Source organism: Ulvibacter sp. 2305UL32-6 (assembly GCF_058148545.1).
Map to the genome: position 1 here is coordinate 41,073 of NZ_JBYVKA010000005.1, position 25,120 is coordinate 66,192.

The 25,120-nt window shown below is 37.9% G+C and carries 36 protein-coding genes; 7 read left to right on the top strand and 29 right to left on the bottom strand.

The genetic code is table 11. The features are described 5' to 3' along the window. Positions 1-53: 53 nt before the first annotated feature. The 3 genes from ACY2RU_RS15080 to ACY2RU_RS15090 are packed head-to-tail and all read left to right on the top strand — an operon-like array spanning position 54 to position 3,205. Positions 54-1,868, top strand: coding sequence for a tetratricopeptide repeat-containing sensor histidine kinase (locus tag ACY2RU_RS15080; RefSeq protein ID WP_490139315.1), 1,815 nt, complete (start codon positions 54-56; stop codon positions 1,866-1,868). After that, entirely contained in the window at positions 1,865-2,503 is a 639-nt protein-coding gene (locus ACY2RU_RS15085; RefSeq protein WP_490139316.1) for a response regulator, read from the top strand. Before ACY2RU_RS15080 ends, ACY2RU_RS15085 begins: the two co-directional genes overlap by 4 nt. A 15-nt stretch (positions 2,504-2,518) precedes the next feature. After that, the gene (locus ACY2RU_RS15090; RefSeq protein ID WP_490139317.1) at positions 2,519-3,205 is read left to right on the top strand and encodes a hypothetical protein; all 687 of its coding nucleotides are present in this window, start codon (positions 2,519-2,521) and stop codon (positions 3,203-3,205) included. Here the strand turns inward: ACY2RU_RS15090 and argS are convergent, their stop codons facing one another. Continuing rightward, positions 3,206-4,984, bottom strand: coding sequence for an arginine--tRNA ligase (gene argS, locus ACY2RU_RS15095; protein WP_490139318.1), 1,779 nt, complete (start codon positions 4,982-4,984; stop codon positions 3,206-3,208). 106 nt (positions 4,985-5,090) lie between these two features. Here argS and ACY2RU_RS15100 point away from each other — a divergent pair, with 106 nt between their 5' ends. Next, complete coding sequence (locus ACY2RU_RS15100; RefSeq protein ID WP_490139319.1) at positions 5,091-5,522, top strand: hypothetical protein; 432 nt, start codon at positions 5,091-5,093, stop codon at positions 5,520-5,522. Here ACY2RU_RS15100 and ACY2RU_RS15105 read toward each other — a convergent pair whose 3' ends face one another. Continuing rightward, entirely contained in the window at positions 5,523-5,729 is a 207-nt protein-coding gene (locus ACY2RU_RS15105; protein ID WP_490139320.1) for a hypothetical protein, read from the bottom strand. It lies immediately after the preceding gene. 105 nt (positions 5,730-5,834) lie between these two features. Here ACY2RU_RS15105 and ACY2RU_RS15110 point away from each other — a divergent pair, with 105 nt between their 5' ends. Next, a complete protein-coding gene (locus ACY2RU_RS15110) occupies positions 5,835-7,262 on the top strand; it encodes an SDR family oxidoreductase (protein WP_490139321.1) in 1,428 nt (475 codons plus the stop codon). A 2-nt stretch (positions 7,263-7,264) separates the two neighbouring features. Here the strand turns inward: ACY2RU_RS15110 and ctlX are convergent, their stop codons facing one another. Next, complete coding sequence (gene ctlX, locus ACY2RU_RS15115) at positions 7,265-8,197, bottom strand: citrulline utilization hydrolase CtlX (protein WP_490139322.1); 933 nt, start codon at positions 8,195-8,197, stop codon at positions 7,265-7,267. 169 nt (positions 8,198-8,366) lie between these two features. Between ctlX and ACY2RU_RS15120 the strand changes: the two genes are divergently transcribed. After that, on the top strand, positions 8,367-8,903 hold the full coding sequence (locus ACY2RU_RS15120; protein ID WP_490139323.1) for an inorganic diphosphatase: 537 nt from the start codon (positions 8,367-8,369) through the stop codon (positions 8,901-8,903). Positions 8,904-8,914: 11 nt separating this feature from the next. Here ACY2RU_RS15120 and ACY2RU_RS15125 read toward each other — a convergent pair whose 3' ends face one another. The 6 genes from ACY2RU_RS15125 to ACY2RU_RS15150 form a co-directional block, all read right to left on the bottom strand. Then, the gene (locus ACY2RU_RS15125; RefSeq protein WP_490139324.1) at positions 8,915-9,829 is read right to left on the bottom strand and encodes a dimethylarginine dimethylaminohydrolase family protein; all 915 of its coding nucleotides are present in this window, start codon (positions 9,827-9,829) and stop codon (positions 8,915-8,917) included. A 65-nt stretch (positions 9,830-9,894) separates the two neighbouring features. Further along, positions 9,895-11,181, bottom strand: coding sequence for a citrate synthase (locus tag ACY2RU_RS15130; RefSeq protein ID WP_490139325.1), 1,287 nt, complete (start codon positions 11,179-11,181; stop codon positions 9,895-9,897). A 201-nt stretch (positions 11,182-11,382) separates the two neighbouring features. Then, positions 11,383-12,669: a phosphopyruvate hydratase gene (gene eno / locus ACY2RU_RS15135; protein ID WP_490139326.1), complete on the bottom strand. Its 1,287-nt coding sequence runs from the start codon at positions 12,667-12,669 to the stop codon at positions 11,383-11,385. A 65-nt stretch (positions 12,670-12,734) separates the two neighbouring features. Further along, positions 12,735-13,856, bottom strand: a complete 1,122-nt coding sequence (gene carA / locus ACY2RU_RS15140) for a glutamine-hydrolyzing carbamoyl-phosphate synthase small subunit (protein ID WP_490139327.1) — start codon at positions 13,854-13,856, stop codon at positions 12,735-12,737. A 183-nt stretch (positions 13,857-14,039) separates the two neighbouring features. Next, complete coding sequence (locus ACY2RU_RS15145; protein WP_490139328.1) at positions 14,040-14,891, bottom strand: T9SS type A sorting domain-containing protein; 852 nt, start codon at positions 14,889-14,891, stop codon at positions 14,040-14,042. Between the two features lie 225 nt (positions 14,892-15,116). Continuing rightward, positions 15,117-15,326 (bottom strand): T9SS type A sorting domain-containing protein, encoded by a 210-nt coding sequence (locus ACY2RU_RS15150; RefSeq protein ID WP_490139329.1) that lies wholly within the window; start codon positions 15,324-15,326, stop codon positions 15,117-15,119. Between the two features lie 5 nt (positions 15,327-15,331). On the opposite strand from ACY2RU_RS15150, the gene ACY2RU_RS15155 reads away from it, so the two are divergent. Continuing rightward, positions 15,332-15,472: a hypothetical protein gene (locus tag ACY2RU_RS15155; RefSeq protein WP_490139330.1), complete on the top strand. Its 141-nt coding sequence runs from the start codon at positions 15,332-15,334 to the stop codon at positions 15,470-15,472. Positions 15,473-15,697: 225 nt separating this feature from the next. Here the strand turns inward: ACY2RU_RS15155 and rplQ are convergent, their stop codons facing one another. The 20 genes from rplQ to rpmC form a co-directional block, all read right to left on the bottom strand. Continuing rightward, on the bottom strand, positions 15,698-16,174 hold the full coding sequence (rplQ, locus tag ACY2RU_RS15160; RefSeq protein ID WP_490139331.1) for a 50S ribosomal protein L17: 477 nt from the start codon (positions 16,172-16,174) through the stop codon (positions 15,698-15,700). A gap of 68 nt (positions 16,175-16,242) precedes the next feature. After that, a complete protein-coding gene (locus tag ACY2RU_RS15165) occupies positions 16,243-17,235 on the bottom strand; it encodes a DNA-directed RNA polymerase subunit alpha (RefSeq protein ID WP_490139332.1) in 993 nt (330 codons plus the stop codon). A gap of 21 nt (positions 17,236-17,256) precedes the next feature. Beyond that, positions 17,257-17,862 carry a 30S ribosomal protein S4 gene (gene rpsD / locus ACY2RU_RS15170; RefSeq protein WP_490139333.1) on the bottom strand — a complete coding sequence of 202 codons (606 nt, stop codon included), beginning with the start codon at positions 17,860-17,862 and terminating at the stop codon, positions 17,257-17,259. A 125-nt stretch (positions 17,863-17,987) separates the two neighbouring features. Then, positions 17,988-18,380, bottom strand: a complete 393-nt coding sequence (rpsK, locus tag ACY2RU_RS15175) for a 30S ribosomal protein S11 (protein WP_490139334.1) — start codon at positions 18,378-18,380, stop codon at positions 17,988-17,990. Between the two features lie 11 nt (positions 18,381-18,391). Then, the gene (rpsM, locus tag ACY2RU_RS15180) at positions 18,392-18,766 is read right to left on the bottom strand and encodes a 30S ribosomal protein S13 (RefSeq protein WP_490139335.1); all 375 of its coding nucleotides are present in this window, start codon (positions 18,764-18,766) and stop codon (positions 18,392-18,394) included. Between the two features lie 2 nt (positions 18,767-18,768). Next, positions 18,769-18,885 carry a type B 50S ribosomal protein L36 gene (ykgO, locus tag ACY2RU_RS15185; RefSeq protein ID WP_013305171.1) on the bottom strand — a complete coding sequence of 39 codons (117 nt, stop codon included), beginning with the start codon at positions 18,883-18,885 and terminating at the stop codon, positions 18,769-18,771. A gap of 1 nt (position 18,886) precedes the next feature. Then, on the bottom strand, positions 18,887-19,102 hold the full coding sequence (gene infA, locus ACY2RU_RS15190) for a translation initiation factor IF-1 (protein ID WP_013549436.1): 216 nt from the start codon (positions 19,100-19,102) through the stop codon (positions 18,887-18,889). Positions 19,103-19,174: 72 nt separating this feature from the next. After that, on the bottom strand, positions 19,175-20,524 hold the full coding sequence (gene secY / locus ACY2RU_RS15195; protein ID WP_490139336.1) for a preprotein translocase subunit SecY: 1,350 nt from the start codon (positions 20,522-20,524) through the stop codon (positions 19,175-19,177). Between the two features lie 13 nt (positions 20,525-20,537). Then, positions 20,538-20,990 carry a 50S ribosomal protein L15 gene (gene rplO, locus ACY2RU_RS15200; protein WP_490139337.1) on the bottom strand — a complete coding sequence of 151 codons (453 nt, stop codon included), beginning with the start codon at positions 20,988-20,990 and terminating at the stop codon, positions 20,538-20,540. A 10-nt stretch (positions 20,991-21,000) separates the two neighbouring features. After that, the gene (gene rpmD, locus ACY2RU_RS15205; protein ID WP_490139338.1) at positions 21,001-21,180 is read right to left on the bottom strand and encodes a 50S ribosomal protein L30; all 180 of its coding nucleotides are present in this window, start codon (positions 21,178-21,180) and stop codon (positions 21,001-21,003) included. An 11-nt stretch (positions 21,181-21,191) separates the two neighbouring features. Beyond that, entirely contained in the window at positions 21,192-21,716 is a 525-nt protein-coding gene (gene rpsE / locus ACY2RU_RS15210) for a 30S ribosomal protein S5 (RefSeq protein ID WP_490139339.1), read from the bottom strand. A 5-nt stretch (positions 21,717-21,721) separates the two neighbouring features. Then, positions 21,722-22,078: a 50S ribosomal protein L18 gene (gene rplR, locus ACY2RU_RS15215; RefSeq protein ID WP_490139340.1), complete on the bottom strand. Its 357-nt coding sequence runs from the start codon at positions 22,076-22,078 to the stop codon at positions 21,722-21,724. An 11-nt stretch (positions 22,079-22,089) separates the two neighbouring features. Continuing rightward, positions 22,090-22,632, bottom strand: a complete 543-nt coding sequence (gene rplF, locus ACY2RU_RS15220; protein WP_490139341.1) for a 50S ribosomal protein L6 — start codon at positions 22,630-22,632, stop codon at positions 22,090-22,092. A gap of 13 nt (positions 22,633-22,645) precedes the next feature. Further along, the gene (gene rpsH / locus ACY2RU_RS15225) at positions 22,646-23,047 is read right to left on the bottom strand and encodes a 30S ribosomal protein S8 (protein ID WP_490139342.1); all 402 of its coding nucleotides are present in this window, start codon (positions 23,045-23,047) and stop codon (positions 22,646-22,648) included. Positions 23,048-23,116: 69 nt separating this feature from the next. Continuing rightward, entirely contained in the window at positions 23,117-23,386 is a 270-nt protein-coding gene (rpsN, locus tag ACY2RU_RS15230; protein WP_490139343.1) for a 30S ribosomal protein S14, read from the bottom strand. Positions 23,387-23,389: 3 nt separating this feature from the next. After that, the gene (rplE, locus tag ACY2RU_RS15235) at positions 23,390-23,941 is read right to left on the bottom strand and encodes a 50S ribosomal protein L5 (protein ID WP_490139344.1); all 552 of its coding nucleotides are present in this window, start codon (positions 23,939-23,941) and stop codon (positions 23,390-23,392) included. A gap of 2 nt (positions 23,942-23,943) precedes the next feature. Then, positions 23,944-24,258 (bottom strand): 50S ribosomal protein L24, encoded by a 315-nt coding sequence (rplX, locus tag ACY2RU_RS15240; RefSeq protein WP_490139345.1) that lies wholly within the window; start codon positions 24,256-24,258, stop codon positions 23,944-23,946. A gap of 12 nt (positions 24,259-24,270) precedes the next feature. After that, positions 24,271-24,639: a 50S ribosomal protein L14 gene (gene rplN / locus ACY2RU_RS15245; RefSeq protein WP_490139346.1), complete on the bottom strand. Its 369-nt coding sequence runs from the start codon at positions 24,637-24,639 to the stop codon at positions 24,271-24,273. A 2-nt stretch (positions 24,640-24,641) separates the two neighbouring features. Beyond that, entirely contained in the window at positions 24,642-24,905 is a 264-nt protein-coding gene (rpsQ, locus tag ACY2RU_RS15250; protein WP_490139347.1) for a 30S ribosomal protein S17, read from the bottom strand. Positions 24,906-24,918: 13 nt separating this feature from the next. After that, complete coding sequence (rpmC, locus tag ACY2RU_RS15255; protein ID WP_490139348.1) at positions 24,919-25,110, bottom strand: 50S ribosomal protein L29; 192 nt, start codon at positions 25,108-25,110, stop codon at positions 24,919-24,921. Positions 25,111-25,120 lie beyond the last annotated feature (10 nt).

A 25,120-nucleotide genomic window follows, 5' to 3' on the forward strand; every position in this document is an offset into this window, starting at 1 on the left:
AATACCGTAGGACGCCCAATTCTTTAATTGCCTTTTATAGCGCAATTGCAATTATGATTTATACTTGCCCTAGCGCGCTTGCACAGACCAATAAAGTGGAAGATAGCTTGCGCATTCTATTAACTAATGCTGAAAGTGATTCGATACGAATAAGTATTTATAACCAACTTCGCAGAGCGACTTATTATAGCGACCCTGTTGCCTCTCAAGAATATACATTTCATTATTTAGAAACCGCAACAAAAGTCGAAGACTCACTGCAAATGGCACTAGCTAATTACTATGTTGGAAATTCATATGTAACTAGCGGTGATTTTGATGATGCATTGACCTATTACTTAAAAGCGGCCGGATATTTTGAAAACAAAGAAGATGCAAGCAGATTAAGTTCGGTTTATAACGGTGTTGCGGCGGCATATGAAAACAATGGGAATGATTCTTTATCGCTCAAATATTTTACGCTGTCTTATGACTTAAGCAGTAAAGCAGGTGACCCAAAACGCATGGGAATTTCTCTTAACAATATTGGTAATATATATAAAAATCGGGGTGAACCAAATAGAGCTATTGAGCATTTTGAAAGAGCCAGAATTCATTTAAACCAACCAAAATTTGAGATCTATTATAAAACGATTTCGCTCAATTTAGCTAATATCTATATTGATGTTAATAGAATTGCCGAAGCGAAGACCATTTTTAATGAGGTCATTGCAAAAACCGATACGCTTCAGGACGTTTACAATTATGCAACCGCCTTACGTGGACTAGGTAATGTGTATTTTAAAGAAGGTGACTCGAAGAACGCGCTTAAATATATGGAAAGTGCTTTCAACAAGTACAGTCAGCATAATTTTAAAGATGAACGTTATGAGACCATGCGTGATCTTATAGATCAATACCATAAAAACAAACAAAACACAAAAGCCGTGACGCTCTTCTATGAGTACAACACGATCAAAGATTCTATCTTTAATGCTGACAAAGACAAAAATTTGACAGAGGCACTTCAAAAATATGAAGCTGCCAAAAAAGACAAGGAGATCTTTGAGCAGAACCTCACTATTGAAAAGAAAAATCAGCAAAAAAATCGTATTCTATTTGGCCTTATAGCCGCCGCAGTAGCCCTGGTTAGTCTTTTTGTTTTCTTTCGGAAACGATTACAATATCAAAAAACCATCGCATTACAGCATGCCGCCCTTCAGAAGCAAAAGATCACAGATCTACAACAAAAAAACAAACTCCTCGCCATGAGTAGTATGATTGAAGGACAAGAAGCAGAGCGTTCGCGAATTGCCAAAGATTTACATGATAGTTTGGGCGGATTATTAAGCACGGTAAAAGCACATTTTACCACTATTCAGAACGAGATCAAACAATTGAGTGAGTTTAACCTTACGGGAAAAACCAACAATCTTATTGATGAAGCCTGTATTGAGGTACGTCGTATTTCGCATAACATGATGCCTCATGCATTAAGTATTTCTGGCCTACAAGGCGCTGTTGAAGATTTGGGAGAACAACTCAGCGAACAGGGTTATAACACCACTGTCGAGATTTCCAATATGCCCAAAAACCTCGATTCTACAAAGGAAGTAATGATCTATCGTTTGATTCAAGAAATTATTTCAAACATAAGAAAACACGCTAAGGCAGAGAATATCTTAATTCAACTTATAGGTCATGGCAATGAGATCAATTTGATCGTGGAAGACGACGGAATTGGATTTGACCATGATAAGGCAACTGCTAAAGGAGGGCTCGGTCTAAAGAGTATCAACAGTCGAGTACAGTACTTAGATGGCGCTATCCACTGGGACACTCAAGCGAATAAAGGAACATCATTAACCATTAATATACCCACATCATGATAAACGTGTACATAGTTGACGATCACAAAATGGTCATTGAAGGCATGCAAATGCTCTTAAAAAATGAAACCGACATCACTGTTGTAGGCAATGCCATAAGTGGTGAGGAGGCGATCGAGAATATCTCTGATCTAAAAATTGATGTCGTTTTGCTAGACATTAATATGCCCGGCATCAACGGAATTGAAACTTGTAAGGAGTTGCTAAAAATAAATGGAGACCTTAAGATCATCGCGATCTCTATGCACAAAGAAAGTAGCTTGATCAAGTTAATGCTTAGCAATGGAGCTAAAGGTTATGTGCTCAAAAATGCAGGACAAGACGAAGTTATTGAAGCGATCAAAACCGTAAATAAAGGAGATATGTATTTAGATGATACTGTGAACAGCATTGTGGTTAATAGCGTTGCAAACGGAAATCGTCAAAAAGTAGAAAGTCCCTTTCCAACACTCTCAAAAAGAGAACGAGAAATTCTTGGGCTCATTTTGGAAGAGCATACTACTCAGGAAATTTCAGAAAAACTTTTTATCAGTTTCGGAACGGTAGAAACCCACCGACGTAATATGCTTATAAAAACAGGGGCTCGTAACACTGCCGGCCTTGTAAGAATTGCTTTAGAATACGAATTAACATAACTAAATAACCATATCATGAAAAACACCATCACAGTATGCCTTGTAGTACTTCTTTTCGCTGCCTGCGCATCAGACTCAGAAAAGAAAAGTCTTGACAAAATCGCAGAGATCTACAATGCTAAAACCTCATATACCAAAAGTTTTAATAGCTCTGTAGGTACAGAAACCATGAAATCTTTTAATGTAAAAGTTTCTGAAAGTGTTATGATAGACAGCTTAGCCGCCACAGTGACTACGGCCAATATCGCCATGCTCGTCTACGAAGGATTAACTTCCGAAGAAAAAGACAACTATACCATCATTGACGTGGAACTTGTCAATGCGAAAAATGATACCGTTGCGTACAATTACCCTCTAGATGTACTTAAAGAAATAAGTGACAAGTCAACCTACTTTAAGACGTTTTCCGAAAGTATCATGAATAAAAGCTACAGTAAGATCGATGAAATTAAAAATGCACAGGACATTCCAGATCCACTGGGTGAAACAATTGCTAAAAAAATGGCCTATTTAGAGCAGGAATATGGAGCGCTGCAAGGATATAAGCCCTTTGGCGTAGCCGAACAAAAAAATGCAGCTGGCCAAACAGCCTTTCAATATCAAGGGATCCTCATGTTTAAAGATAAGGATATCCCATATTTAATTACGGCAGATGCCGACCCGAACGTAAAAGGCTTTGTAGGCGTTCGCTTTTTTAACTAATTACATCCGTTCAGGCACATTGATTCCTAACAGCGAAAATGCTGTTTTTATCACTTCCGCGACTGCCCCACTTAGGCAAACGCGGAAGTTTTTTTCTCTTTCAGAGTCTGCAGTAAATATGGGCACGTTTTGATAGAACGAATTAAATTCTTTAACCAATTCATAGGTGTAATTTGCAATCAACGCCGGACTGTAATTTTCAGCAGCTTGTAGCACCGTTTCTGGAAATAATTTCAAGGTCTTTAGCAACGCCTTTTCCTTTTCATGCAGAACAACTTCCTTCAAATCAGGTTGCACTAAGGTTCCCGCAGTTCGTAAAATAGATCGAATTCTAGCGTAGGTATATTGTATAAATGGTCCCGTATTGCCTTGGAAATCTACACTCTCTTCTGGATCGAATAAAATTCGTTTTTTAGGATCAACCTTTAGGATATAATATTTTAGCGCTCCTAAGCCAATGGTTTTATAGAGCGCGTTCTTTTCTTCTTCGGAAAAATCATCGGTTTTGTCAAATTTTCTTTCTTCGGAAATAGCTTTCGCCGTTTCTGACATTTCAGCGATAAGATCATCGGCATCAACTACGGTCCCTTCTCTACTCTTCATCTTTCCCGAAGGCAGATCAACCATACCGTAGCTCAAATGATATAAGTTTTTTGCCCAATCGAATCCGAGTTTTTTGAGTATTAAAAACAATACCTGAAAGTGATAATCTTGCTCGTTTGCAACGGTATAAATCATTCCGCTAACATCTGGATGATCTTTTGAACGTTGAATAGCAGTACCAATATCTTGGGTCATATAAACAGCTGTCCCGTCGCTTCGAAGCACTAATTTTCTGTCTAGTCCGTCCTCAGTAAGATCACACCAAACAGAGCCATCTGAATCTTGTTCAAAGACTCCTTTTTCCAGTCCAAGTTGTACAAATTCCTTTCCTAATAAATAGGTCTCGCTTTCGTAATAAAGCTTATCAAAATCAACACCCATCGTCTCATAGGTTTTTGCAAAACCTTCATACACCCAACCATTCATTTTTTTCCATAGCGCTACCGTTTCAGGATCACCAGCTTCCCATTTGAGAAGCATTTCTTGAGCTTCCACGATAACCGGAGCGGTTGCTTTTGCTTCTTCTTCGGTTTTACCTTCGGAAACAAGCTGTGCAATTTCTTCTTTATATTTTTTATCAAATTTGACGTAATAATTTCCAACGAGCTTATCTCCTTTTAGTCCGGACGATTGTGGAGTTTCACCATTTCCGAAGTACTTCCAGGCAAGCATACTCTTGCAAATATGAATTCCTCTATCGTTTATGATCTGTGTTTTATAGACTTTTTTCCCTGCTGCGGCTTCAATTTCTGCTACGGAATAGCCCAAAAGAATATTTCGAACATGTCCTAAATGCAAGGGTTTGTTGGTATTTGGCGAAGAATATTCAACCATCACCGCTTGATCGCCAACGGCTACTTTTCCGAAGTTAGAAAAATCGGTTACACTTCCGAAGAAATCTAAATAATAAGCGTCACTCAGGACCAAATTAAGGAACCCTTTAACCACATTAAATTTAGATACCACATCCACATTGGCCACCAAATAGTCACCAATAGTTTCCCCTATTTGCACAGGATTGCCTTTGACCGTACGAAGCATCGGAAATATCACAACGGTAACATCGCCTTCAAAATCTTTACGGGTTGCTTGAAATTCAACAGTTTCTAAAGATACATTGTAACTAGCTTCTACAGCTTTTTTGATGTGTTCTGAAAGGGTCTCTTGCAAATTCATGTGTTCATTTATTGAATAGGCAAAGGTACGTTTTTAACTATTTTAAGCGAAATGATTGCTATCTTTATACAATTACGAATCATACTATAGATTTATATCCTCAAATTTGCTTGTAAACGTTTCATATACTAATAAAGATACCACGCGTAAAGTGGACGCCCTTGTTGGAAAACCCTTTACAATTCGGGAGCGTTTTAAAATGGATGGCATTGGTTCTCCCCGACTCGTCATCGCCGAGGCAAGTATTCAGATCAATAATTTATTGCTATTAGACAATAATCGGAATTACTGTAATATCGAAATGCGCCCTGAAGGGATTATTATTGGTTTTCGTTCGCTCTTGGAATCGTATGCTCTGGTCATCCCATATTACAAACTTGTAATATACAAGGGAGATACTCAAATATATTCCCTTCATATAGACACCTATTTTATAAAGATCGAAACCCGACAAAATGGAAAGGCTATACATAAATTTATGACAAAATTGTTAGCCGCAAAGGCAGAAACATTACCCACACGCTTAGAAGATCTGTAGCTATCTTCTGTTCTTTAAAAAAGTGCCCGCCAATAGCGTGAGTACTCCTAGGCCTATCATCGCCAAAGTTTGATTATTTAAGCCCTCAGTTGCATTGACTTCTAACGGGCCAATATCTAATACTTCTTTTGGTACAAAAGCATTATAGAGGCCGAAAGCTATCAAACCAACACCTACAACTATCAATACTACTTTTAAAATTTTCATGATTGGGTTTCTTTTGTCAATGAAAGATAATGAATAAAATATAGCTTAACTACGTTTTAACGTATGTGCAACTTTTAGATTGTATCTTTAAACAAAATTCAACTTTTGAAAATATTACTTACAGGCGCAAATGGTTATATTGGTATGCGACTTCTACCTTTACTTCTAGAAGAAGGGCATGAAGTGGTGTGCTGTGTACGGAATGCAAATAGACTTTCACTTGACCCAAGCCTAAAGGAACAGATTGAGATCGTTGAGATTGATTTTCTTCAAGAAGCCACGCAAGATGTACTTCCCAAAGATATTGATGCCGCCTATTATCTTATTCACTCCATGAGTGCTTCTACAGATGATTTTGATGAAAAAGAGGAACTCGCGGCAAAAAACTTCAATACATATCTCAATCCAACGCAATGCAAGCAAGTGATCTATGTAAGTGGAATTGTAAATGAGACCAACCTTTCTAAACATCTGCGGTCACGTAAAAATGTTGAAAAGATTTTATACGAAGGCCAAGCACAACTTACCGTATTACGAGCTGCGATCATAGTGGGCTCCGGTAGTGCATCTTTTGAGATCATACGGGATCTATGCGAAAAACTACCTATTATGATCACACCAACCTGGGTTAAAACTCGCTGTCAACCTATTGCAATACGCGATGTATTAAGTTATCTAACCGGCGTATTGGGAAATAAGGCCTGCTATAATGATTCATTTGATATTGGTGGCCCTGACATACTATCTTATAAAGAGATGATGCTAGGTTATGCAAAATTTAGGGAATTAAAACTTTCAATAATTGATGTTCCTTTTCTTTCACCCAAACTTTCTTCGTATTGGCTGTATTTTGTCACATCAACCTCCTATAAACTCGCGTTAAATTTGGTCGATAGTATGCGAATAGAAGTAATTACGAATGATACTCGTTTGCAAAATCTCCTTGGTATTCAGCCCATTTCGTATGTCAAGGCGATCGAATTGGCCTTTAAAAAGATAAAGCAGAATCAAGTTGTTTCAAGTTGGAAAGACTCAATGGTAAGTGGACGTTTCAGACAAGATCTTAAAAAGTATGTACAAGTACCCGACGAAGGCTGTGTAAAAGATAAACAAACCATAAAACTCGATGATCCAAAACTTGCGCTTGAAAACATTTGGTCTATTGGTGGCAATAAAGGTTGGTACTATGGAAATTGGCTCTGGAAAGTACGGGGTTATCTCGATAAACTCTTTGGAGGGGTAGGTTTAAGACGTGGCAGAACCCATCCAGATAAAATTTTTGAAGGTGACGCTTTAGATTTTTGGCGCGTAATTTTAGCTGATAAAGAAAATAAACGCCTGCTCTTATTTGCCGAAATGCGCGTTCCTGGTGAAGCTTGGTTAGAGTTTGAGATCACCGATGACAACATGCTTCATCAAACGGCGACTTTTAGACCCAAGGGTCTTATTGGCCGCTTGTATTGGTATACTATGCTACCTTTTCACTACTTTATTTTTGCTGGAATGATCCGTAATATCGCTAAAACAAAATAGCGTTATTCTTTCTTCGGAAGAAAAACTTCAGCCATCATACATCGTGCACTGCCGCCACCACAAGTTTCAATAGTTTCAAGATCGCTACTTAAAATCCTACAATGTTTTTGAATAGCTTTCACCTGATCACTCTTTAAGCTATTTCTTGCAGCTTCACTCATGACCATAAATTTATCTTCTGCGCCTTGTACCTGTAACATATTACCAGCAAATTGGTGCATTTGAGCCTCGGTGATGGTTATGATCTCCTTTTTTGACTCTTTTAAGTGCCTTATAACATTTTTCTTTTCATGCTTATCATCAATACTATCTAGGCAGATCACCGCAAAATTTTCGGCCAAAGCCATCATCACATTGGTATGATAGATAGGCATTCGCTGCCCATTTACGGTTTGATTGGCAGTAAAAACAACCGGATCACATTCAAAATCTTCGCAAAACTCAATAAACAATCCTTCATCGGCACGCGGTGACAACGCACAATACGCTTTGTTATTAACACGATCCATTAAAATACTTCCAGTACCTTCTAAAAAGTAGCCTTCTTTTTCAGCCTCGGTATAATCTATAATATTTTCTATACGGAAACCTTCTTTCTCCAAACGCATAAAAACTTCTTCACGTCTTTCTCTACGTCTGTTTTCAGCAAACATCGGATAAATTCCAATATCGCCATTTGCGTGAAAACTCACCCAATTATTTGGAAAGATCGAATCTGGCGTGTCCATCAAAAGATCATCATCCTCAACCAATACATTTACCCCAACGGCGCGCAATTTAGACACAAAAGTATCAAATTCGACTTGTGCCTTTTTGTTGATCTCAGAATTTTTTAGGTCCAAATCTTCCTGAAAATAATTGTTTACAGCCGTTTCTTCGTTCATGCGAAATGCAACAGGGCGAATCATTAGGAGCGTGTTGGTAATTTGTTTCATGCTATTGTTCTATATACTTAGGGTAAGTTTGCGTTTTTTTTTCTGAAATAACACCTTCCAACATGCTATCTTCAGCTTGCAAATTTAAACGTTTTTCGCATGTAAACTTCAGCAGAATTGAACTAACTTTGCAGCCCCTAAATAAAACTAAATTTTTAAAGTAAAAGTTATGAATATTCACCCTTGGCACGACGTATCTATTGGCGAAAACACACCTCATTCTGTAAATGGAATTATTGAGATTCCAAAGAATTCAAGAGCCAAATACGAGCTTGACAAAGCTTCTGGAATGCTAATTTTAGACCGCGTGCTCTATTCATCAATCAATTATCCCGCAAATTATGGTTTTATCCCACAAACCTATTGTGATGATAATGACCCGTTAGACATTTTGGTCTTGTCACAAATAGAGGTTGTACCTATGTGTATTGTTGAAGCCAAGGTAATTGGAGTGATGCGTATGATCGATCAAGGAGAAATGGACGATAAGATCATTGCCGTTGCCGCTAACGACATGAGTGTAAATCACTTTAACGAAATTGAAGATCTACCTATTCATTGGATCAAAGAATTGCGTAGCTTTTTCGAAAACTACAAGGAATTAGAACACAAAGAAGTGGTTGTTGAAGAATTTCAAAACCGACAAGTAGCTATGGAAGTTATCAATCAAAGTGTGATTGATTACAAGAATAAGTTCGGCAAGTAATAGCCACTAAATTAATCCCTGATCAAAGGCATCGTGGTGCAGCGAAGTAAACCTTCTTGTTTCGAAATTTCGAAGTAAGGAACTTCCTCTACCGTAAAACCTTCAGAACGCAACCAATTATTTAATCGTGTAAAAGTTTTTTCGGAAATAATCACATCTTCAGAAATAGAAAAAATGTTGCTATTCATGTGGTACATTTCGGTTTTATCAATGTGGAAGCAGTTCTCTTTTCCGAAGAAATCAACCAACCACTGATACTCTTCTTGTTCCAGAAAGCCTTCGCGATGAATGATACATTTCCCTTTGCCAATAGGCTGAAAACAACAATCTAGGTGCAAGGCGTTGTCTTGAGCGACAGTAGCCGATTTACGTAAATTAAACGACTTGATTGTTTTCTGCGGAAAGATCTTCCGAAGATAATCTACTGCGATTTCGTTAGTTCGTGCCGTAATATAACTTGCATAATCTGCCTCTCGATAGGTGCCAACAAAGATATGATCACCATAAGGCATGACGTCGCCACCTTCAATATGAGCTTCTTCAGGAAATGTGATCACCTTTGATGGGTCAACTTGATCGATGACATATTGTATGGCATCGATCTCCTTTTCACGATCAGGCAGAATATTGGACTTAAAAAATTTGTCTTCAATTACAAATGCGATGTCTCGTGCAAATATTTGATTGTAGTCTTCTATGATTTTGGGACGAAATACTTTTACATCATACTTTTCAAATACCGCAGCAACCGCTTCCATTTCTTTGATCATATCGGCTTCCTTCGGATATGTACCAGCAGCGATATGAATAGCCGATTTTGGATCGTAGGCATCTTCCAAAGCAGGTGTTGGACCATTACTCTGTGCAGTGCCCAAAATTACGGCGCGTAATCTGGAGAATTCATTTGTAATATTTAAATCTAACATGGCGTAAATATAAAAAAAAGCACCTCCATTACGGAAGTGCCTCTCAAAATATATTTTAAGATGATCTATCTATTTTCGACAGATTTAAAAGGTCTTAACGTTTCACCAATATATACTTGTCTTGGACGACCAATTGGTTCCTTACGTTGGCGCATTTCTTTCCATTGAGCGATCCAACCTGGCAATCGACCTAATGCAAACATAGGTGTAAACATTTCAACTGGAATACCAAGAGAACGGTAGATAATACCTGAGTAAAAATCTACGTTAGGATACAGTTTTCTATCTACAAAGTAAGGATCTTCCAACGCTTCCTTCTCTAATCCCTTAGCTATGTCTAATACTGGATCGGCAATTCCTAAACTTTCTAACACATCGTCTGCAGATTTCTTGATGATCTTAGCACGTGGGTCAAAATTCTTATAAACACGATGACCAAAGCCCATTAAACGGAATGGATCATTTTTATCTTTGGCTTTTGCCATAAATTTCTTCGTATCTCCTCCATCTGCCTTAATCGCTTCAAGCATTTCAATCACCGCTTGATTTGCACCACCATGTAGTGGTCCCCAAAGGGCGTTGATCCCTGCTGAAATTGAAACAAACAATCCTGCATGTGAAGATCCCACAATACGAACAGTAGAAGTTGAGCAATTTTGCTCATGATCTGCATGCAGAATAAGTAATTTATCGAGTGCATCAACCACCTTTTTCTGAGGCTGGTAAATACTATTTGGCTTATTGAACATCATCTTAAGGAAATTGTCAACATAACCTAAAGAATCATCTCCGTAATGTAATGGCAATCCAGCTTGCTTTCTATATGCCCATGCCGTAAGCACAGGAAACTTTGCCATGATGCGCACGATCGCATTGTACATATCTTCATCACTATCAACATTGACAGAAGACGGATTAAAAGCAACTAGCGCTGATGTCAATGACGACAACACTCCCATAGGATGTGCTGTTTTAGGAAAACCATCTAAGATCTTCTTAACATCTTCATCAACATGAGACTGTGCTTTAATATCATTATGAAATTTATCAAGTTGTTCTTGAGTAGGTAATTCACCAAAAATCAACAAATAAGCGACCTCAAGAAAGTCTGCTTTTTCAGCCAGTTCTTCAATGGCATAGCCACGATAACGCAAAATACCTTCTTCACCATTTAAAAAAGTAATGGCACTTTCGCAAGAGCCTGTATTTTTATATCCTGGATCAAGTGTGGTTACACCACCTGTGACCGCACGGAGCGTTTTAATATCAATGGCAATTTCTTTTTCAGTACCTTCAATTAGCGGAAATTCATACTTTTTACCATCAATTTCTAGTGTAGCTATTCTCGACATATATCTTAATTGGATTGTTATTAAATTAAGGAACGCTAATTTACAAAATAATGACTTAATTTTTTAACATATCCGAACGTTTGTTAGGTTAAATAATCCTTAAAAAAATTGGAACGTCTTATTCCCTTTTTAAAAGTCGCATAAATAGCAAAAGCCCGCTGTATAATATACAACAGGCTCTGTTTTTTAATTTGAAATAAATTATATTTTAAACGCGGTACGACCCGGATAATAAGCTGTTTCTCCCAGTTGTTCTTCAATACGTAAAAGCTGGTTGTATTTTGCCATACGATCACTACGCGATGCAGATCCAGTTTTAATTTGACCACAGTTTAATGCTACTGCTAAATCGGCGATGGTATTATCTTCTGTTTCTCCAGAACGATGCGACATCACTGAAGTATACCCTGCGTTGTGTGCCATATTTACCGCGGCAATTGTTTCTGTAAGAGTTCCTATTTGGTTCACTTTGATCAAGATTGAATTGGCAATATCTTCGGAAATACCTCTTGAAAGTCGTTCAACATTAGTAACAAATAGATCATCTCCAACAAGCTGTACAGTATCTCCAATTTTTTCCGTCAATGATTTCCAACCAGCCCAGTCGTTTTCATCCATACCATCTTCGATCGAAATAATTGGATAATTGGCAGCTAAATCGGCCAAATAACTCGCTTGTTCTTCACTACTTCTGATCTCACCCGAAGCACCTTCAAATTTTGTGTAATCGTATTTTCCATCAACATAAAACTCGGCAGCGGCACAATCTAAAGCAATCATTACATCTTTACCCAACGTATAACCAGCATTAGACACTGCTTTTGAAATTGTATCTAAAGCATCTTCTGTCCCGTCTAAGGTAGGTGCAAACCCTCCTTCGTCTCCTACAGCAGTACTTAAACCGCGCTCGTGAAGTACTTTCTTTAAATTATGAAAGATCTCAGAGCCCATCTGCATCGCATGGGTAAAGCTTTTAGCCAATACTGGCATGACCATAAACTCTTGAAAAGCAATGGGAGCATCACTATGTGAACCACCGTTGATAATATTCATCATTGGAACAGGTAGCGTTTTAGCACTTACACCACCCACATAACGATATAACGGCAAGCCTAGCTCGTTGGCAGCCGCTTTGGCACACGCCAGAGAAACGCCTAGAATGGCATTGGCTCCTAATTTAGATTTGTTCGCCGTTCCATCAAGTTCAATCATGATCTTGTCGATAAGCGCCTGTTCAAAAACCGAAACCCCCATTAAAGTACCAGCGATCTTACCATTTACATTTTCTATAGCTTTTGATACTCCTTTACCCATATAAGCCGTTCCGCCATCACGAAGTTCAACGGCTTCATGTTCACCTGTTGAGGCACCTGAAGGTACCGCGGCGCGTCCCATAAATCCATTTTCAGTAATAACATCAACTTCTACTGTTGGGTTCCCCCGAGAATCAAAAATTTGCCTTGCGTGAATGTCTATAATAATACTCATAATTGAATGATTTAAGGGGTGGATTAAGTTTGTGGATTATAACGCCATCGTTTATTAATGAATCTCTAAGCAATTTGCAATGAATGTTTTTTCATATTGGCAATAAATTCATCAAACAGATAACTTGCGTCATGTGGCCCAGGGCTTGCCTCTGGGTGATACTGCACTGAAAATACAGGCTGATTTTTCATTCTAATTCCAGCTGCAGTATGGTCATTAAGGTGAATATGCGTAATTTCTATTTCAGGGTGCGCTTCTGCTTCCTCTCTATTGATCGCAAACCCGTGGTTTTGTGAAGTGATCTCACCTTTACCGGTAAGCATATTCATGATGGGATGATTGATTCCGCGATGCCCGTGGTGCATTTTATACGTAGAAATACCGTTGGCCAATGCTAATACTTGATGCCCAAGACAGATTCCAAATAATGGCGCCTTCGTTGCTAGAATTTGTTTTGTGGTTTCAATTGCTTCGGAAAGTGGCTCTGGATCACCAGGGCCATTTGAAAGAAAATAACCATCTGGGTCAAACGCTTTCATTTCTGAAAAAGAAGCGTTGTATGGGAATACTTTTATATAGCAATCACGTTCGGCTAAATTCCGAAGTATATTTTTCTTTATACCAATATCAAGGGCTGAGACTTTAAAAGTAGCATTCTCGTTTCCGAAGAAATAAGGCTCTTTGGTTGAAACCTGACTCGCAAGCTCAAGACCGTTCATATTTGGCACAACTGCAAGTTGTTTTTTGAGTCCGTCGATATTGTCAACTTCCGTAGAAATAACCGCATTCATAGCACCATGATCCCGAATATAGTTTACTAAAGCGCGTGTATCTACATCGCTAATGGCCAATAAATTATTTTTTGAAATAAAATTTTCTAAAGAATCGTCGGCTACTGGACGCGAGGTGTGATAACTAAAATTTCGACAGATCAGACCCGCAATTTTTACAGAATCAGATTCGTTTTCGTCGGCATGTGTTCCGTAGTTACCAATATGGGCATTGGTTGTTACCATTAATTGACCGAAATAGGATGGATCAGTAAAAATTTCTTGATATCCTGTCATCCCGGTATTGAAGCAGACTTCACCAAAAGCTGAACCTTCTTTCCCTCCCACAGCCTTTCCGTAGAAAATAGTGCCATCGGCCAAAAGAATGAGCGCCGATTTACGTGTTTGATATTTCATAGTATATATTAATTATGCAAAAATACTTTAATTGAAGCAGGTTTACAATGAAGGGTTTATAACTTTTGAAAAATAATCAAACATTCTATTGGGAATCATTCATCGAAAAATAGAAAATATAAAATGGATCATTTAGTGATTAAATGATCCATTTTATATTAAGGTTATTATCTATTAAGAAGTTTACTCTTTAATAAATTTTCCCTTTTGTATAATTTCATTGCTGTTTTTACTGGTGATCGTATAAAAGTAGATACCTGTTTCTAAGAATGCAATGTTTACATTTTCCTCCAGTGTATTTTTTTCAAGTACTAGATTACCATGAATATTAGCAATTGAGATTTCATAATGATCAATAGCATCGTATTTGAAATTGAGGGAAGTAGTCGCAGGGTTAGGAGATAATATTATTCGGTCGGAATTCAACATCGAATTATTATCTTCCACTAGTGCTGATACACATATCCCGCCAGGATAGTCTTCAAAAACAGCAACTCCGTAGGTTCCATCAATATCACAACGCATTATTAATTTGGCTTTTGTAATTGTGCCTAGACAGTTTCCGTATATTATTGGCGTTCTAACTTGACTATTAAAAGGGGTGCCTCCTTGAAAAGTCCAAAAATAAGAAATATTCGCCGAGTCAGGACTTTCTGGAAGAGCCTCAAATTTGAGATTACCATTACCTACATTTGTCTCTTGAATCCAATATTCAGTAAAATCACAAGCCGGTTCTACCACGGTAACTGTTCTACTACAGCTAGAACAACCGCTTTCGGTTAGCATATTTATTGAGAGGGTAAAAGTACCGGCACTGACTCCCGTAACTTGTAAAGTAGCGACTTGATCATTTGTTATTGATACTACTGAAGACGAAACATCCCAGTCATAACAATTAGAACATTGAGCTCCAGAATGTGAATAGGTTACTGTTTGCCCCACCTCAATCGTACCAGGACCATTAAAAGAACATCCCGGACCTTTATATGCATCATCTTGTGAATACGCATTGAGACTCAGTAGTGTGGAAAGCAAAAAAAATATAAACTTTGTTTTCATAATTAAATAAGTTTTAAATTAATTATTTAAAACTACCGTATATACAAGTTTTGAACAATAGCAAATACATAAGCGCAGTCTTATTTTGTATTACTGCCCCCTACGATGGTATAAACGCAAAAAGAGGAATAAACCTCTATGTTTATTCCCCTTTTATTTATTTTCTAATTACTTGTAATCCAGATCTAGCTTTAAGAAAGCTTACTTTTTGATAAATTTTTGAGTTAGAGTTCCTTCCGAATTTTTTATTTGAATGAAATAAATCCAGCTTTCTAGCTCTGAAACATTCATCGAATTAGAAACTTCTTTAAACTGTTTAACCAATTGTCCTAAACTATTGAAAATTGAAATGTGTAAATCATTTTCCGCTAGGTTTATATTTATTGTGTTAGCAGTTGGATTTGGGAACACTACTTATGGCAAAAAAAACCAGAGGGACTGTAAATCCAGGAACAACCCAAACACCTCCATTCTTAAAAGATGTATTACTTACCAAATTTTGGTATAAGCTATTTGGTGGGCTCAAATTGTACACACTTTGTGCATTGCCTAAATGAGCACAAAATACTAAGATCAGGCTAAGTTTTATTTATTTGATATTTTCGATTTATTAACAATTAAATAAAAGTCTCTAAAAGCTGTTTTAAGTTTAGTTTAATTGTCAATGCAAAATATAAATTGATGGTTATAAATTTCTAAACATCATTCTTGTGAAATTTTCAATAAAAAAAAGGGATAAACTAAACAGCTTATCCCTTTTTTATTTATTTCAGAAAAATTATTTATTCTTCTTCTTTTTTAGCTTCTGCCTTTGCTGGCGCTGCCGCTGCAGGCTTACTTCCACCTCGACGACTACGACGTGTCGTTTTCGTTTTAGTTGCTTTTCCAGCATTGTAGATCTCGTTGTAATCTACCAACTCGATCATTGCCATATCTGCATTATCTCCTAGTCGGTTACCCAACTTGATGATACGCGTATAACCACCTGGACGATCTCCTACCTTTACTGCAACATCTCTAAACAATTCTGTTACTGCATCTTTTTGACGTAAACGCGCCATAACGATACGACGATTGTGCGTAGTATCTTCTTTAGATTTAGTAATCATTGGCTCAACAAAACCTTTAAGGGCTTTTGCTTTGGCAACGGTAGTATTGATTCTTTTGTGCTCAATTAAGGAACAGGCCATGTTAGCCAACATAGACTTTCTGTGCGCTGTTTTTCTTCCTAAGTGATTTACTTTTTTTCCGTGTCTCATGACATTTATTTTAGTGCATCATCTTGCTACAACTCACTTTGAGGAGCAAACTATGATGACATTTGTAATTAATCTTTATCTAATTTATATTTTGAAAGATCCATTCCGAAGTTTAGTCCTTTCACATTAACTAGTTCTTCCAATTCGGTCAATGATTTTTTACCGAAGTTTCTGAATTTCATCAAGTCGTTTTTGTTATAAGATACTAAGTCTCCCAATGTATCTACTTCTGCTGCCTTTAAACAATTTAGTGCTCGAACACTTAAGTCCATATCTACTAATTTAGTTTTAAGCAACTGACGCATATGTAAAGATTCTTCATCATACGTTTCCGTTTGAGCGATCTCATCAGCTTCAAGCGTAATACGCTCGTCACTAAATAACATAAAGTGGTGAATAAGTGTCTTAGCGGCTTCAGTTAAGGCATCTTTCGGGTTGATCGATCCATCGGTAATGATTTCAAAAACCAATTTTTCATAATCCGTTTTTTGCTCAACACGGAAGTTCTCGATGCTATACTTCACATTTTTGATGGGAGTATAGATAGAATCTGTAAAGATAGTTCCAAGAGGCGCATTTGCTTTCTTGTTCTCTTCCGCAGGTACATAACCTCTACCTTTTTCAACAGTGATCTCAAAATTAAGATTCACTTTGCTATCCATATTACAGATAACTAGATCAGGATTCAAAATTTGGAATCCAGAGATAAACTTCTGAAAATCGCCAGCGGTCAGTTGATTACCACTATTCACAGAAACGGTTACCGTTTCATTGTCGATCTCATCAATTTGTCTCTTAAAACGAACCTGTTTTAGGTTTAATATGATCTCAGTTACGTCCTCTACAACACCTGCGATAGTTGAAAACTCGTGATCAACACCTTCAATACGAATCGAAGTAATTGCAAATCCTTCTAAGGAAGAAAGTAAAACGCGTCTTAATGCGTTACCAACAGTCAATCCATAACCAGGTTCCAAAGGGCGAAATTCGAATTTCCCTTCAAAATCGGTTGAATTGATCATGATAACTTTATCAGGCTTCTGAAAATTAAATACTGCCATAGTGTAGCTCCTGTGTTTTTATTATTTAGAATATAATTCAACGATAAATTGCTCGTTGATGTTTTCTGGAATCTGAAGACGTTGCGGCACAGAAACATATGTTCCTTGCTTGGTTTCAGTATTCCATGTGATCCACTCGTATACCTGACTTGCATTAGCCAAAGAATTCTGGATAGCTTCAAGAGATTTTGACTTCTCACGAACAGCTACCACATCACCTGCTTGAAGCTGGTATGATGGGATGTTTACTTTTTCACCATTCACAGTAATATGACGGTGAGAAACTAATTGACGTGCAGACGCTCGACTAGGTGCAATACCCATACGGAATACAACATTATCTAAACGTGATTCGGCCAATTGAAGCAAAACCTCACCTGTAATTCCAGGAGCAGCTGTTGCTTTCTTAAACATATTACGGAACTGACGCTCAAGAATACCATATGTATACTTTGCTTTCTGCTTTTCAGCTAACTGAATTGCATATTCCGATTTTTTTCCACGACGACGGTTATTTCCGTGTTGCCCTGGAGGGTAATTTCTTTTTTCGAAGGATTTGTCTTCTCCGTAGATCGCTTCCCCGAATTTACGGGCGATCTTAGTTTTTGGACCAGTATATCTTGCCATTTTAAATGTGTTTTGAAGGGAAAAACTAAATTAAGGTCTTACGTTAATCCTTTAGCTTTTAATTCCTTCAGATTGATATTCGTTATTTATTATTTCTGAAATGTCCCGTAAACGGAAACATCTTATTATACTCTTCTACGTTTAGGTGGGCGACATCCATTGTGCGGCATTGGAGTTACATCAATGATCTCAGTAACTTCGATACCTGAATTATGGACAGCACGGATAGCAGATTCTCTACCATTACCCGGACCTTTAACATATACTTTTACTTTGCGCAATCCTGCTTCATGTGCAACTTTTGCACAATCTTCTGCAGCTAATTGAGCAGCGTAAGGAGTGTTCTTCTTTGATCCTCTAAAACCCATTTTACCGGCTGATGACCATGAGATAACATCTCCCCCTTTGTTTGTCAAAGAGATGATGATGTTGTTGAAAGATGCTGTTACGTGTGCTTCACCAACAGACTCAACATTAACCTTACGTTTTTTTGTACTTTTTGAGCTAGTCTTTGCCATATCTCTAGTGATTATTTAGTTGCTTTTTTCTTGTTAGCAACTGTTTTACGTTTTCCTTTTCTCGTTCGTGAGTTATTCTTCGTACGCTGTCCTCTTAAAGGAAGACCTGCTCTGTGACGAATACCTCTGTAACATCCAATGTCCATAAGACGTTTGATGCTCAATTGAACTTCACTACGTAATTCACCTTCGATCTTGAAAGACCCAACAGCTTCACGAATAGCACCGATTTCATCATCGTTCCATTCGTTTACTTTTTTGTCTTCGCTTACTCCGGCTTTCTTGAGTATCTCTTCAGAACGGCTTTTGCCAATTCCAAAAATATACGTTAACGCGATTACACCCCTTTTTTGCTTAGGAATATCTACACCTGCGATTCTTGCCATAATTATCCTTGTCTTTGTTTGAACCTAGGGTTCTTTTTATTAATTACATATAATCTGCCTTTTCTGCGAACAATCTTGCAGTCGGCACTTCTTTTCTTAACTGATGCTCTAACTTTCATCTTAGTATCTATAAGTGATTCGAGCCTTAGATAAATCGTAAGGACTCATTTCTAATTTTACTTTATCGCCGGGTAGCAATTTAATATAGTGCATACGCATCTTACCCGAAATATGCGCTGTTACCACATGACCGTTTTCCAATTCTACACGAAACATTGCATTTGATAATGCTTCGATGATGCTTCCATCTTGTTCTATTGCGGACTGTTTTGCCATTCTTTTTATAAATTTTTAATATTAATATGAACTGTTGTATTCAATAGTCATACCAATATCTCAGGGCATGTATTATGCTACTGCTTTTCTGTTTTTACCTGTCTTCATTAGACCGTCATAATGACGATTCAATAAATACGAATTAATTTGTTGCATGGTATCAATGGCCACACCTACCATAATAAGTAGAGAGGTACCACCGTAGAACAATGCCCAGCCTTGCTGAATTCCAATAAACTTAACTACGATCGCTGGAAATACAGCAACTAATGCTAAGAATACAGATCCTGGTAAAGTGATTTGTGACATGATTCTATCTAAAAATTCTGCCGTATCTGTTCCCGGTTTGATCCCTGGAATAAAACCACCACTACGCTTAAGATCATCTGCCATTTTGTTCGTTGGAACAGTAATAGCCGTATAGAAATACGTAAAGATAATAATTAGAATAGCAAAGGTTATATTATAGGTCAATCCGAAGATATCAGCATAATTTACTTGTAACCATTGACCAGTGGCTGTATCTTTTAAGAAACTAGCACCACCAATAAGGTTTGGTACAAACATGATTGCTTGCGCAAAGATAATCGGCATTACTCCAGAAGCATTTAGCTTTAGAGGAATAAACTGTCTTGCACCAAAAATATTCTTTTCGTAATCTCCACTTGCTGTACGTCTCGCATACTGTACCGGAATCTTGCGAACCGCCATAACAAGCATAATACAAGCTAGAATTATTACAAACCAAATAACCAATTCAATAAGGATCATAATCATTCCACCATTCGACTCAACTACACGAGAAACGAATTCCTGTACAAATGATTGAGGTAATGTAGCGATAATACCTACCATAATTAAGATAGAGATACCATTACCAATTCCTTTATCAGTGATCTTTTCACCCAACCACATAGCAAATACACAACCAGTAACCAAAATAAGTACTGCAGGAATATAAAACATGGCTGTTTGACCTAAGATAAATGCTTCAGCCGGAACCCCTAAAGCTGGTAAACCAGCAAGGTAACTAGGCGCCTGAACCAAACAAATACCAATAGTCAACCAACGTGTGATCTGGTTGATCTTCTTTCTTCCGCTTTCCCCTTCCTTCTGTAATTTCTGAAGATAAGGAACAGCGATTTGCATTAACTGTACTACAATAGAAGCAGAAATGTAAGGCATAATACCCAAGGCAAAAACTGATGCATTCGCAAAAGCTCCACCGGTAAATGCATTTAATAAACCTCCCAGACCTCCGTCAAAATTTCCAGAGAATGCAGCAAGCTTATCAGCATCAATACCTGGTAGAGTTACCTGCGCACCAAAACGATACACCAATAACAATCCCAAGGTAACCATGATACGGTTTCTTAGCTCTTCTATTTTAAATACGTTCTTAAGGGTATTAATAAACTTCATTGTGTGTCTTATATTACAACGTTACTACTTCACCACCAGCCGCTTCAATTGCTTTTTGAGCTGTAGCAGTAAATTTGTGACCAGATACAGTTACTTTTGATTTCAATTCCCCTCTTCCTAATATCTTCACAAGTTCGTTTTTACGTGCAAGACGTAAACTAACTATCGTATCAAAATCAAGTGTATCTTTTATTTTCTTTTCGTCAACCAACTGCTGAATTGTATCAAGATTAATTCCTTGATAATCCTTACGGTTGATATTCGTAAAACCAAATTTAGGAACACGACGCTGTAATGGCATCTGACCACCTTCAAATCCTAATTTCTTAGAATATCCAGAACGAGACTTGGCTCCTTTATGACCACGAGTTGCAGTTCCGCCTTTACCAGAACCTTGACCGCGACCAATGCGCTTTCCTTGGGTTTTAACCGCACCTTTTGCAGGCTTTAAGCTACTTAAATCCATTGTTTATATCTTAAACGGTTTCAATAGAAACCAGGTGTTTAACTTTATTTACCATACCAAGAATGTTTGGCGTGTCTTCATGCTCTACAACTTGACCGATCTTACGAAGGCCTAAAGCTTCAAGTGTTCTCTTTTGGTTTTTAGTACGGTTAATCGCACTCTTCACCTTTTTTACTTTAATTTTTGCCATCTTGTTATGTATTATCCTTTATACAATTTCTCTAGAGAGATACCACGTTGTTTTGCAACGGTATGTGCGCTTCGCAATTGTAACAAGGCATCAAATGTTGCCTTCACTACGTTGTGCGGGTTCGAAGAACCTTGTGACTTAGAAAGTACATCATGTACTCCCACAGCTTCCAAAACAGCACGTACTGCACCACCGGCAATCACCCCTGTACCAGGAGCTGCTGGCAAAAGATTCACTCTTGCTCCACCGTATTTACCTTTTTGCTCATGCGGAAGAGTTGATTTATTCAACGGAATACGAACTAAGTTCTTTTTAGCGTCTTCAATTGCTTTTGCTATAGCACTAGCAACGTCTTTAGACTTTCCAAGACCGTGTCCTACTACTCCATTTTCGTCTCCAACAACTACAATAGCTGAAAATCCGAAGGCTCTACCACCTTTTGTTACTTTCGTAACACGTTGTACACCTACTAGACGGTCTTTTAATTCAAGACCTCCAGGTTTTACTAACTCTACGTTTTTATAATCTTGATACATAGTATTTAGAATTTTAGCCCTCCTTCGCGAGCGCCTTCAGCTAATGATTTTACTCTTCCGTGGTATAAGTAACCTCCTCTGTCAAATGAAATGGCTTCAACACCTTCCTTTTGAGCCTTTTCGGCGATTGCTTTTCCAACTAATTTTGCCGCTTCCGTTTTGTTTACTTTGGAAGCGTCTATGTCTTTATCTCTTGAAGATGCAGCAGTAATGGTTTTTCCACTTACATCGTCAATAAGTTGTGCATAGATCTCTTTGTTGCTTCTGAAAACAGCCAAACGTGGACGCTGTGCTGTTCCAGTAATTGTTTTACGTATTCTATTACGCAAACGAGTTCTTCTATCTTGTTTTGATAATGCCATAACGTTATTTCTTATGCAGATTTACCTGCTTTTCTTCTAATTTGTTCTCCTACGAAACGCACACCTTTTCCTTTGTAAGGTTCTGGCTTACGGAAGCCGCGAATCTTCGCTGCCACTTGTCCTACCAATTGCTTATCGTGAGATGTTAATTTTACGATCGGATTTTTTCCTTTTTCTGAAATAGTCTCCACTTTTACCTCTGGCGCAATGTCCAATACGATATTATGTGAAAAACCAAGTGCTAAATCTAATTTCTGCCCTTGATTGCTGGCTCTATAACCAACCCCTACTAATTCTAATGACTTTGTCCATCCAGTTGTTACACCTTCAATCATATTAAAGACCAATGATCTGTATAGACCGTGCTTTGCACGATGATCTTTATGATCTGTAGATCGCTCCACAATCACGCTATCGTCTTCAGTTTTAATAATAACATCTGAATACTCCTGCGTTAATTCTCCTAATTTCCCTTTAACCGTAATTACGTTGTCTTTTACATCAACTGTAACTCCTGCTGGGATTGCTACCGGGTTCTTACCTATTCTTGACATCTTTTGTCTATTTTTAGTATACGTAACATAATACTTCTCCACCTACATTCTGCGCTTGCGCTTGCTTTCCTGTCATAACTCCTGCTGAAGTTGAAACAATAGCAATACCCAAACCGTTTAAGATACGTGGCAGCTCTTTCGAACCTGCGTATTTACGTAAACCTGGTTTACTAATTCTTTGAATTTTCTTGATCACGGGATCTTTGGTGAGCTTATCGTATTTTAAAGCGATCTTGATAGAACCTTGTGGTCCGTTATCCTCTTCAAATTTATAACTCAAGATAAAACCCTGATCGAACAAGATTTTTGTGATCTCTCTTTTTAGATTGGAAGCTGGCACCTCTACTACGCGGTGTCCTGCTTTCACTGCATTTCTAACTCGCGTTAGATAATCTGCTACTGGATCTGTTGTCATTTATGTTAATTTGCGGAAGTGGTTTTCGCCGGATTCTTTCCGAAGCGAACCTTCAACCAATTTATATTTTTACCAACTTGCTTTTCTAACTCCCGGGATCAAACCTTGATTGGCCATCTCTCTGAACATTACACGAGAAACACCAAATGTTCTCATATAACCCTTAGGTCTTCCTGTTAATTTACAACGATTATGTTGACGAACTGGAGACGCATTTTTAGGTAGTTTTTGCAAACCTTCCCAATCACCAGCTTCTTTTAAAGCTTTGCGTTTTGCGGCATATTTCTTCACCGTTGCAGTTCTTTTACGCTCGCGGGCTTTCATTGATTCTTTAGCCATATCTTAGTTCTTTTGAAAAGGTAAACCTAGTTCAGTTAATAATGCTTTTGCCTCTTTATCTGTATCAGCAGTAGTTACAAAGGTAACATTCATTCCCTCAATTTTCTTTACCTTATCGATATCGATTTCAGGAAAGATGATCTGCTCGGTAATACCCAAAGAGTAATTTCCTCTACCATCAAAGCCAGTAGCTTTGATTCCGTTGAAATCACGAACCCTAGGCAATGCACTTGTTACGAGTCTGTCTAAAAACTCATACATACGCTCCCCACGAAGGGTAACACGCGCACCAATTGGCATCCCTTTACGAAGCTTAAAGGTTGCAACATCCTTCTTAGAAATAGTTGCCACTGCTCTTTGCCCTGTAATATTTGTAATTTCATCGACAGAATAATCTATCAATTTTTTGTCAGCTACAGCAGCCCCTACACCACGAGACACAACAATGCGCTCAAGTTTTGGTACCTGCATAATATTTTTGTAGCCGAACTCGTCGGTAAGAGCATTTACTATTCTGCTCTTGTATTCCTCTTTAAGTCTTGGTGAATATCCCATAACTATAATACTTGATTCGATTTTTTGGAAAATCGTACTTTTTTACCATCTTCCATTCTATATCCTACACGTGTTGCATCACCTGACTTAGGGTCTACTAACGATAGGTTAGAAATATGAATTGGAGCTTCTTTTTCTGTAATTCCACCTTGAGGATTAGCCGCACTTGGCTTCTCATGTTTCTTTACAGTATTTACTCCCTCTACTATTGCTTTATTCTTGTCAGCAAATACAACCATCACCTTACCTTCAGATCCTTTATGATCTCCAGCAGTAACAACAACCGTATCGCCCGATTTTATTTTAAGCTTTGCCATCTTACTTTCGTATTAAAGCACCTCTGGTGCCAATGATACTATTTTCATAAATTGCTTATCACGAAGTTCTCGAGCAACCGGACCAAATACACGTGTACCTCTCATTTCCCCTTGAGGACCTAATAATACACAAGCATTGTCGTCAAAACGGATATAAGATCCATCAGGTCTTCTCACTTCTTTCACGGTACGCACCACGACTGCTGTTGAAACAGCCCCTTTTTTGATGTTTCCGTTAGGAGTTGCCTCTTTTACAGTAACAACAATTTTATCACCGATAGAAGCGTATCTTCTTTTTGTTCCACCAAGTACTCTAATAACTAAAACTTCTTTAGCACCTGTGTTGTCTGCGACTCTTAATCTTGATTCTTGTTGTAACATAATTACTTCGCTCTTTCAATGATTTCTACTAGTCTCCAACTCTTGGTCTTCGATAAAGGTCGTGTTTCCATGATCTTTACAGTATCCCCTTCGTTGCAATCGTTCTTTTCGTCGTGTGCTACGTATTTCTTCGTTTTTAAAACGAACTTTCCATACATAGGGTGTTTTACTTTCTTTACTTCAGCAACAACAATAGATTTCTCCATTTTGTTACTAGTAACAACACCAATACGCTCTTTTCTTAAGTTTCTTTTTAATTCTTCCATCTTACAGTGGGTACTATTGTACGTCTCTTTTAGTTAGTTCGGTCGCAATACGAGCAATGGTTCGTCTATGCGCTCTTAATTGAACTGGATTCTCCAACGGTGAAATGGTGTGAGCCATTTTTAAGTCTGAATACATTTTACGTGATTCAGCAAGTTGTTCTTGAAGTTCCGCTGTTGATGCTTCGTTTATCTCTGATTGTTTCATCTGTCAAAAA

Excerpts from the sequence above, each read along its gene's own strand:
- ACY2RU_RS15090 (WP_490139317.1), top strand. The coding sequence starts at position 2,519 with ATGAAAAACACCATCACAGTATGCCTTGTAGTACTTCTTTTCGCTGCC.
- rplR (WP_490139340.1), bottom strand. The coding sequence starts at position 22,078 with ATGGCATTATCAAAACAAGATAGAAGAACTCGTTTGCGTAATAGAATA.
- ACY2RU_RS15155 (WP_490139330.1), top strand. The coding sequence starts at position 15,332 with ATGGCAAAAAAAACCAGAGGGACTGTAAATCCAGGAACAACCCAAACA.
- rpsE (WP_490139339.1), bottom strand. The coding sequence starts at position 21,716 with ATGTATCAAGATTATAAAAACGTAGAGTTAGTAAAACCTGGAGGTCTT.
- ctlX (WP_490139322.1), bottom strand. The coding sequence starts at position 8,197 with ATGAAACAAATTACCAACACGCTCCTAATGATTCGCCCTGTTGCATTT.
- ACY2RU_RS15105 (WP_490139320.1), bottom strand. The coding sequence starts at position 5,729 with ATGAAAATTTTAAAAGTAGTATTGATAGTTGTAGGTGTTGGTTTGATA.
- ACY2RU_RS15125 (WP_490139324.1), bottom strand. The coding sequence starts at position 9,829 with ATGTTAGATTTAAATATTACAAATGAATTCTCCAGATTACGCGCCGTA.
- rplN (WP_490139346.1), bottom strand. The coding sequence starts at position 24,639 with ATGTTACAACAAGAATCAAGATTAAGAGTCGCAGACAACACAGGTGCT.
- rpsM (WP_490139335.1), bottom strand. The coding sequence starts at position 18,766 with ATGGCAAGAATCGCAGGTGTAGATATTCCTAAGCAAAAAAGGGGTGTA.
- infA (WP_013549436.1), bottom strand. The coding sequence starts at position 19,102 with ATGGCAAAACAGTCCGCAATAGAACAAGATGGAAGCATCATCGAAGCA.
- ACY2RU_RS15130 (WP_490139325.1), bottom strand. The coding sequence starts at position 11,181 with ATGTCGAGAATAGCTACACTAGAAATTGATGGTAAAAAGTATGAATTT.
- rplE (WP_490139344.1), bottom strand. The coding sequence starts at position 23,941 with ATGGGATATTCACCAAGACTTAAAGAGGAATACAAGAGCAGAATAGTA.
- ACY2RU_RS15080 (WP_490139315.1), top strand. The coding sequence starts at position 54 with ATGATTTATACTTGCCCTAGCGCGCTTGCACAGACCAATAAAGTGGAA.
- rpmD (WP_490139338.1), bottom strand. The coding sequence starts at position 21,180 with ATGGCAAAAATTAAAGTAAAAAAGGTGAAGAGTGCGATTAACCGTACT.
- rpsD (WP_490139333.1), bottom strand. The coding sequence starts at position 17,862 with ATGGCAAGATATACTGGTCCAAAAACTAAGATCGCCCGTAAATTCGGG.
- rplF (WP_490139341.1), bottom strand. The coding sequence starts at position 22,632 with ATGTCAAGAATAGGTAAGAACCCGGTAGCAATCCCAGCAGGAGTTACA.
- rpsN (WP_490139343.1), bottom strand. The coding sequence starts at position 23,386 with ATGGCTAAAGAATCAATGAAAGCCCGCGAGCGTAAAAGAACTGCAACG.
- ACY2RU_RS15120 (WP_490139323.1), top strand. The coding sequence starts at position 8,367 with ATGAATATTCACCCTTGGCACGACGTATCTATTGGCGAAAACACACCT.
- secY (WP_490139336.1), bottom strand. The coding sequence starts at position 20,524 with ATGAAGTTTATTAATACCCTTAAGAACGTATTTAAAATAGAAGAGCTA.
- carA (WP_490139327.1), bottom strand. The coding sequence starts at position 13,856 with ATGAAATATCAAACACGTAAATCGGCGCTCATTCTTTTGGCCGATGGC.
- eno (WP_490139326.1), bottom strand. The coding sequence starts at position 12,669 with ATGAGTATTATTATAGACATTCACGCAAGGCAAATTTTTGATTCTCGG.
- rplX (WP_490139345.1), bottom strand. The coding sequence starts at position 24,258 with ATGGCAAAGCTTAAAATAAAATCGGGCGATACGGTTGTTGTTACTGCT.
- ACY2RU_RS15165 (WP_490139332.1), bottom strand. The coding sequence starts at position 17,235 with ATGGCAGTATTTAATTTTCAGAAGCCTGATAAAGTTATCATGATCAAT.
- rpsH (WP_490139342.1), bottom strand. The coding sequence starts at position 23,047 with ATGACAACAGATCCAGTAGCAGATTATCTAACGCGAGTTAGAAATGCA.
- rpsQ (WP_490139347.1), bottom strand. The coding sequence starts at position 24,905 with ATGGAAGAATTAAAAAGAAACTTAAGAAAAGAGCGTATTGGTGTTGTT.
- rplQ (WP_490139331.1), bottom strand. The coding sequence starts at position 16,174 with ATGAGACACGGAAAAAAAGTAAATCACTTAGGAAGAAAAACAGCGCAC.
- rplO (WP_490139337.1), bottom strand. The coding sequence starts at position 20,990 with ATGGATTTAAGTAGCTTAAAGCCTGCAAAAGGTGCGGTTAAAACCCAA.
- ACY2RU_RS15085 (WP_490139316.1), top strand. The coding sequence starts at position 1,865 with ATGATAAACGTGTACATAGTTGACGATCACAAAATGGTCATTGAAGGC.
- rpmC (WP_490139348.1), bottom strand. The coding sequence starts at position 25,110 with ATGAAACAATCAGAGATAAACGAAGCATCAACAGCGGAACTTCAAGAA.
- ykgO (WP_013305171.1), bottom strand. The coding sequence starts at position 18,885 with ATGAAAGTTAGAGCATCAGTTAAGAAAAGAAGTGCCGACTGCAAGATT.
- rpsK (WP_490139334.1), bottom strand. The coding sequence starts at position 18,380 with ATGGCAAAGACTAGCTCAAAAAGTACAAAAAAACGTAAGGTTAATGTT.
- argS (WP_490139318.1), bottom strand. The coding sequence starts at position 4,984 with ATGAATTTGCAAGAGACCCTTTCAGAACACATCAAAAAAGCTGTAGAA.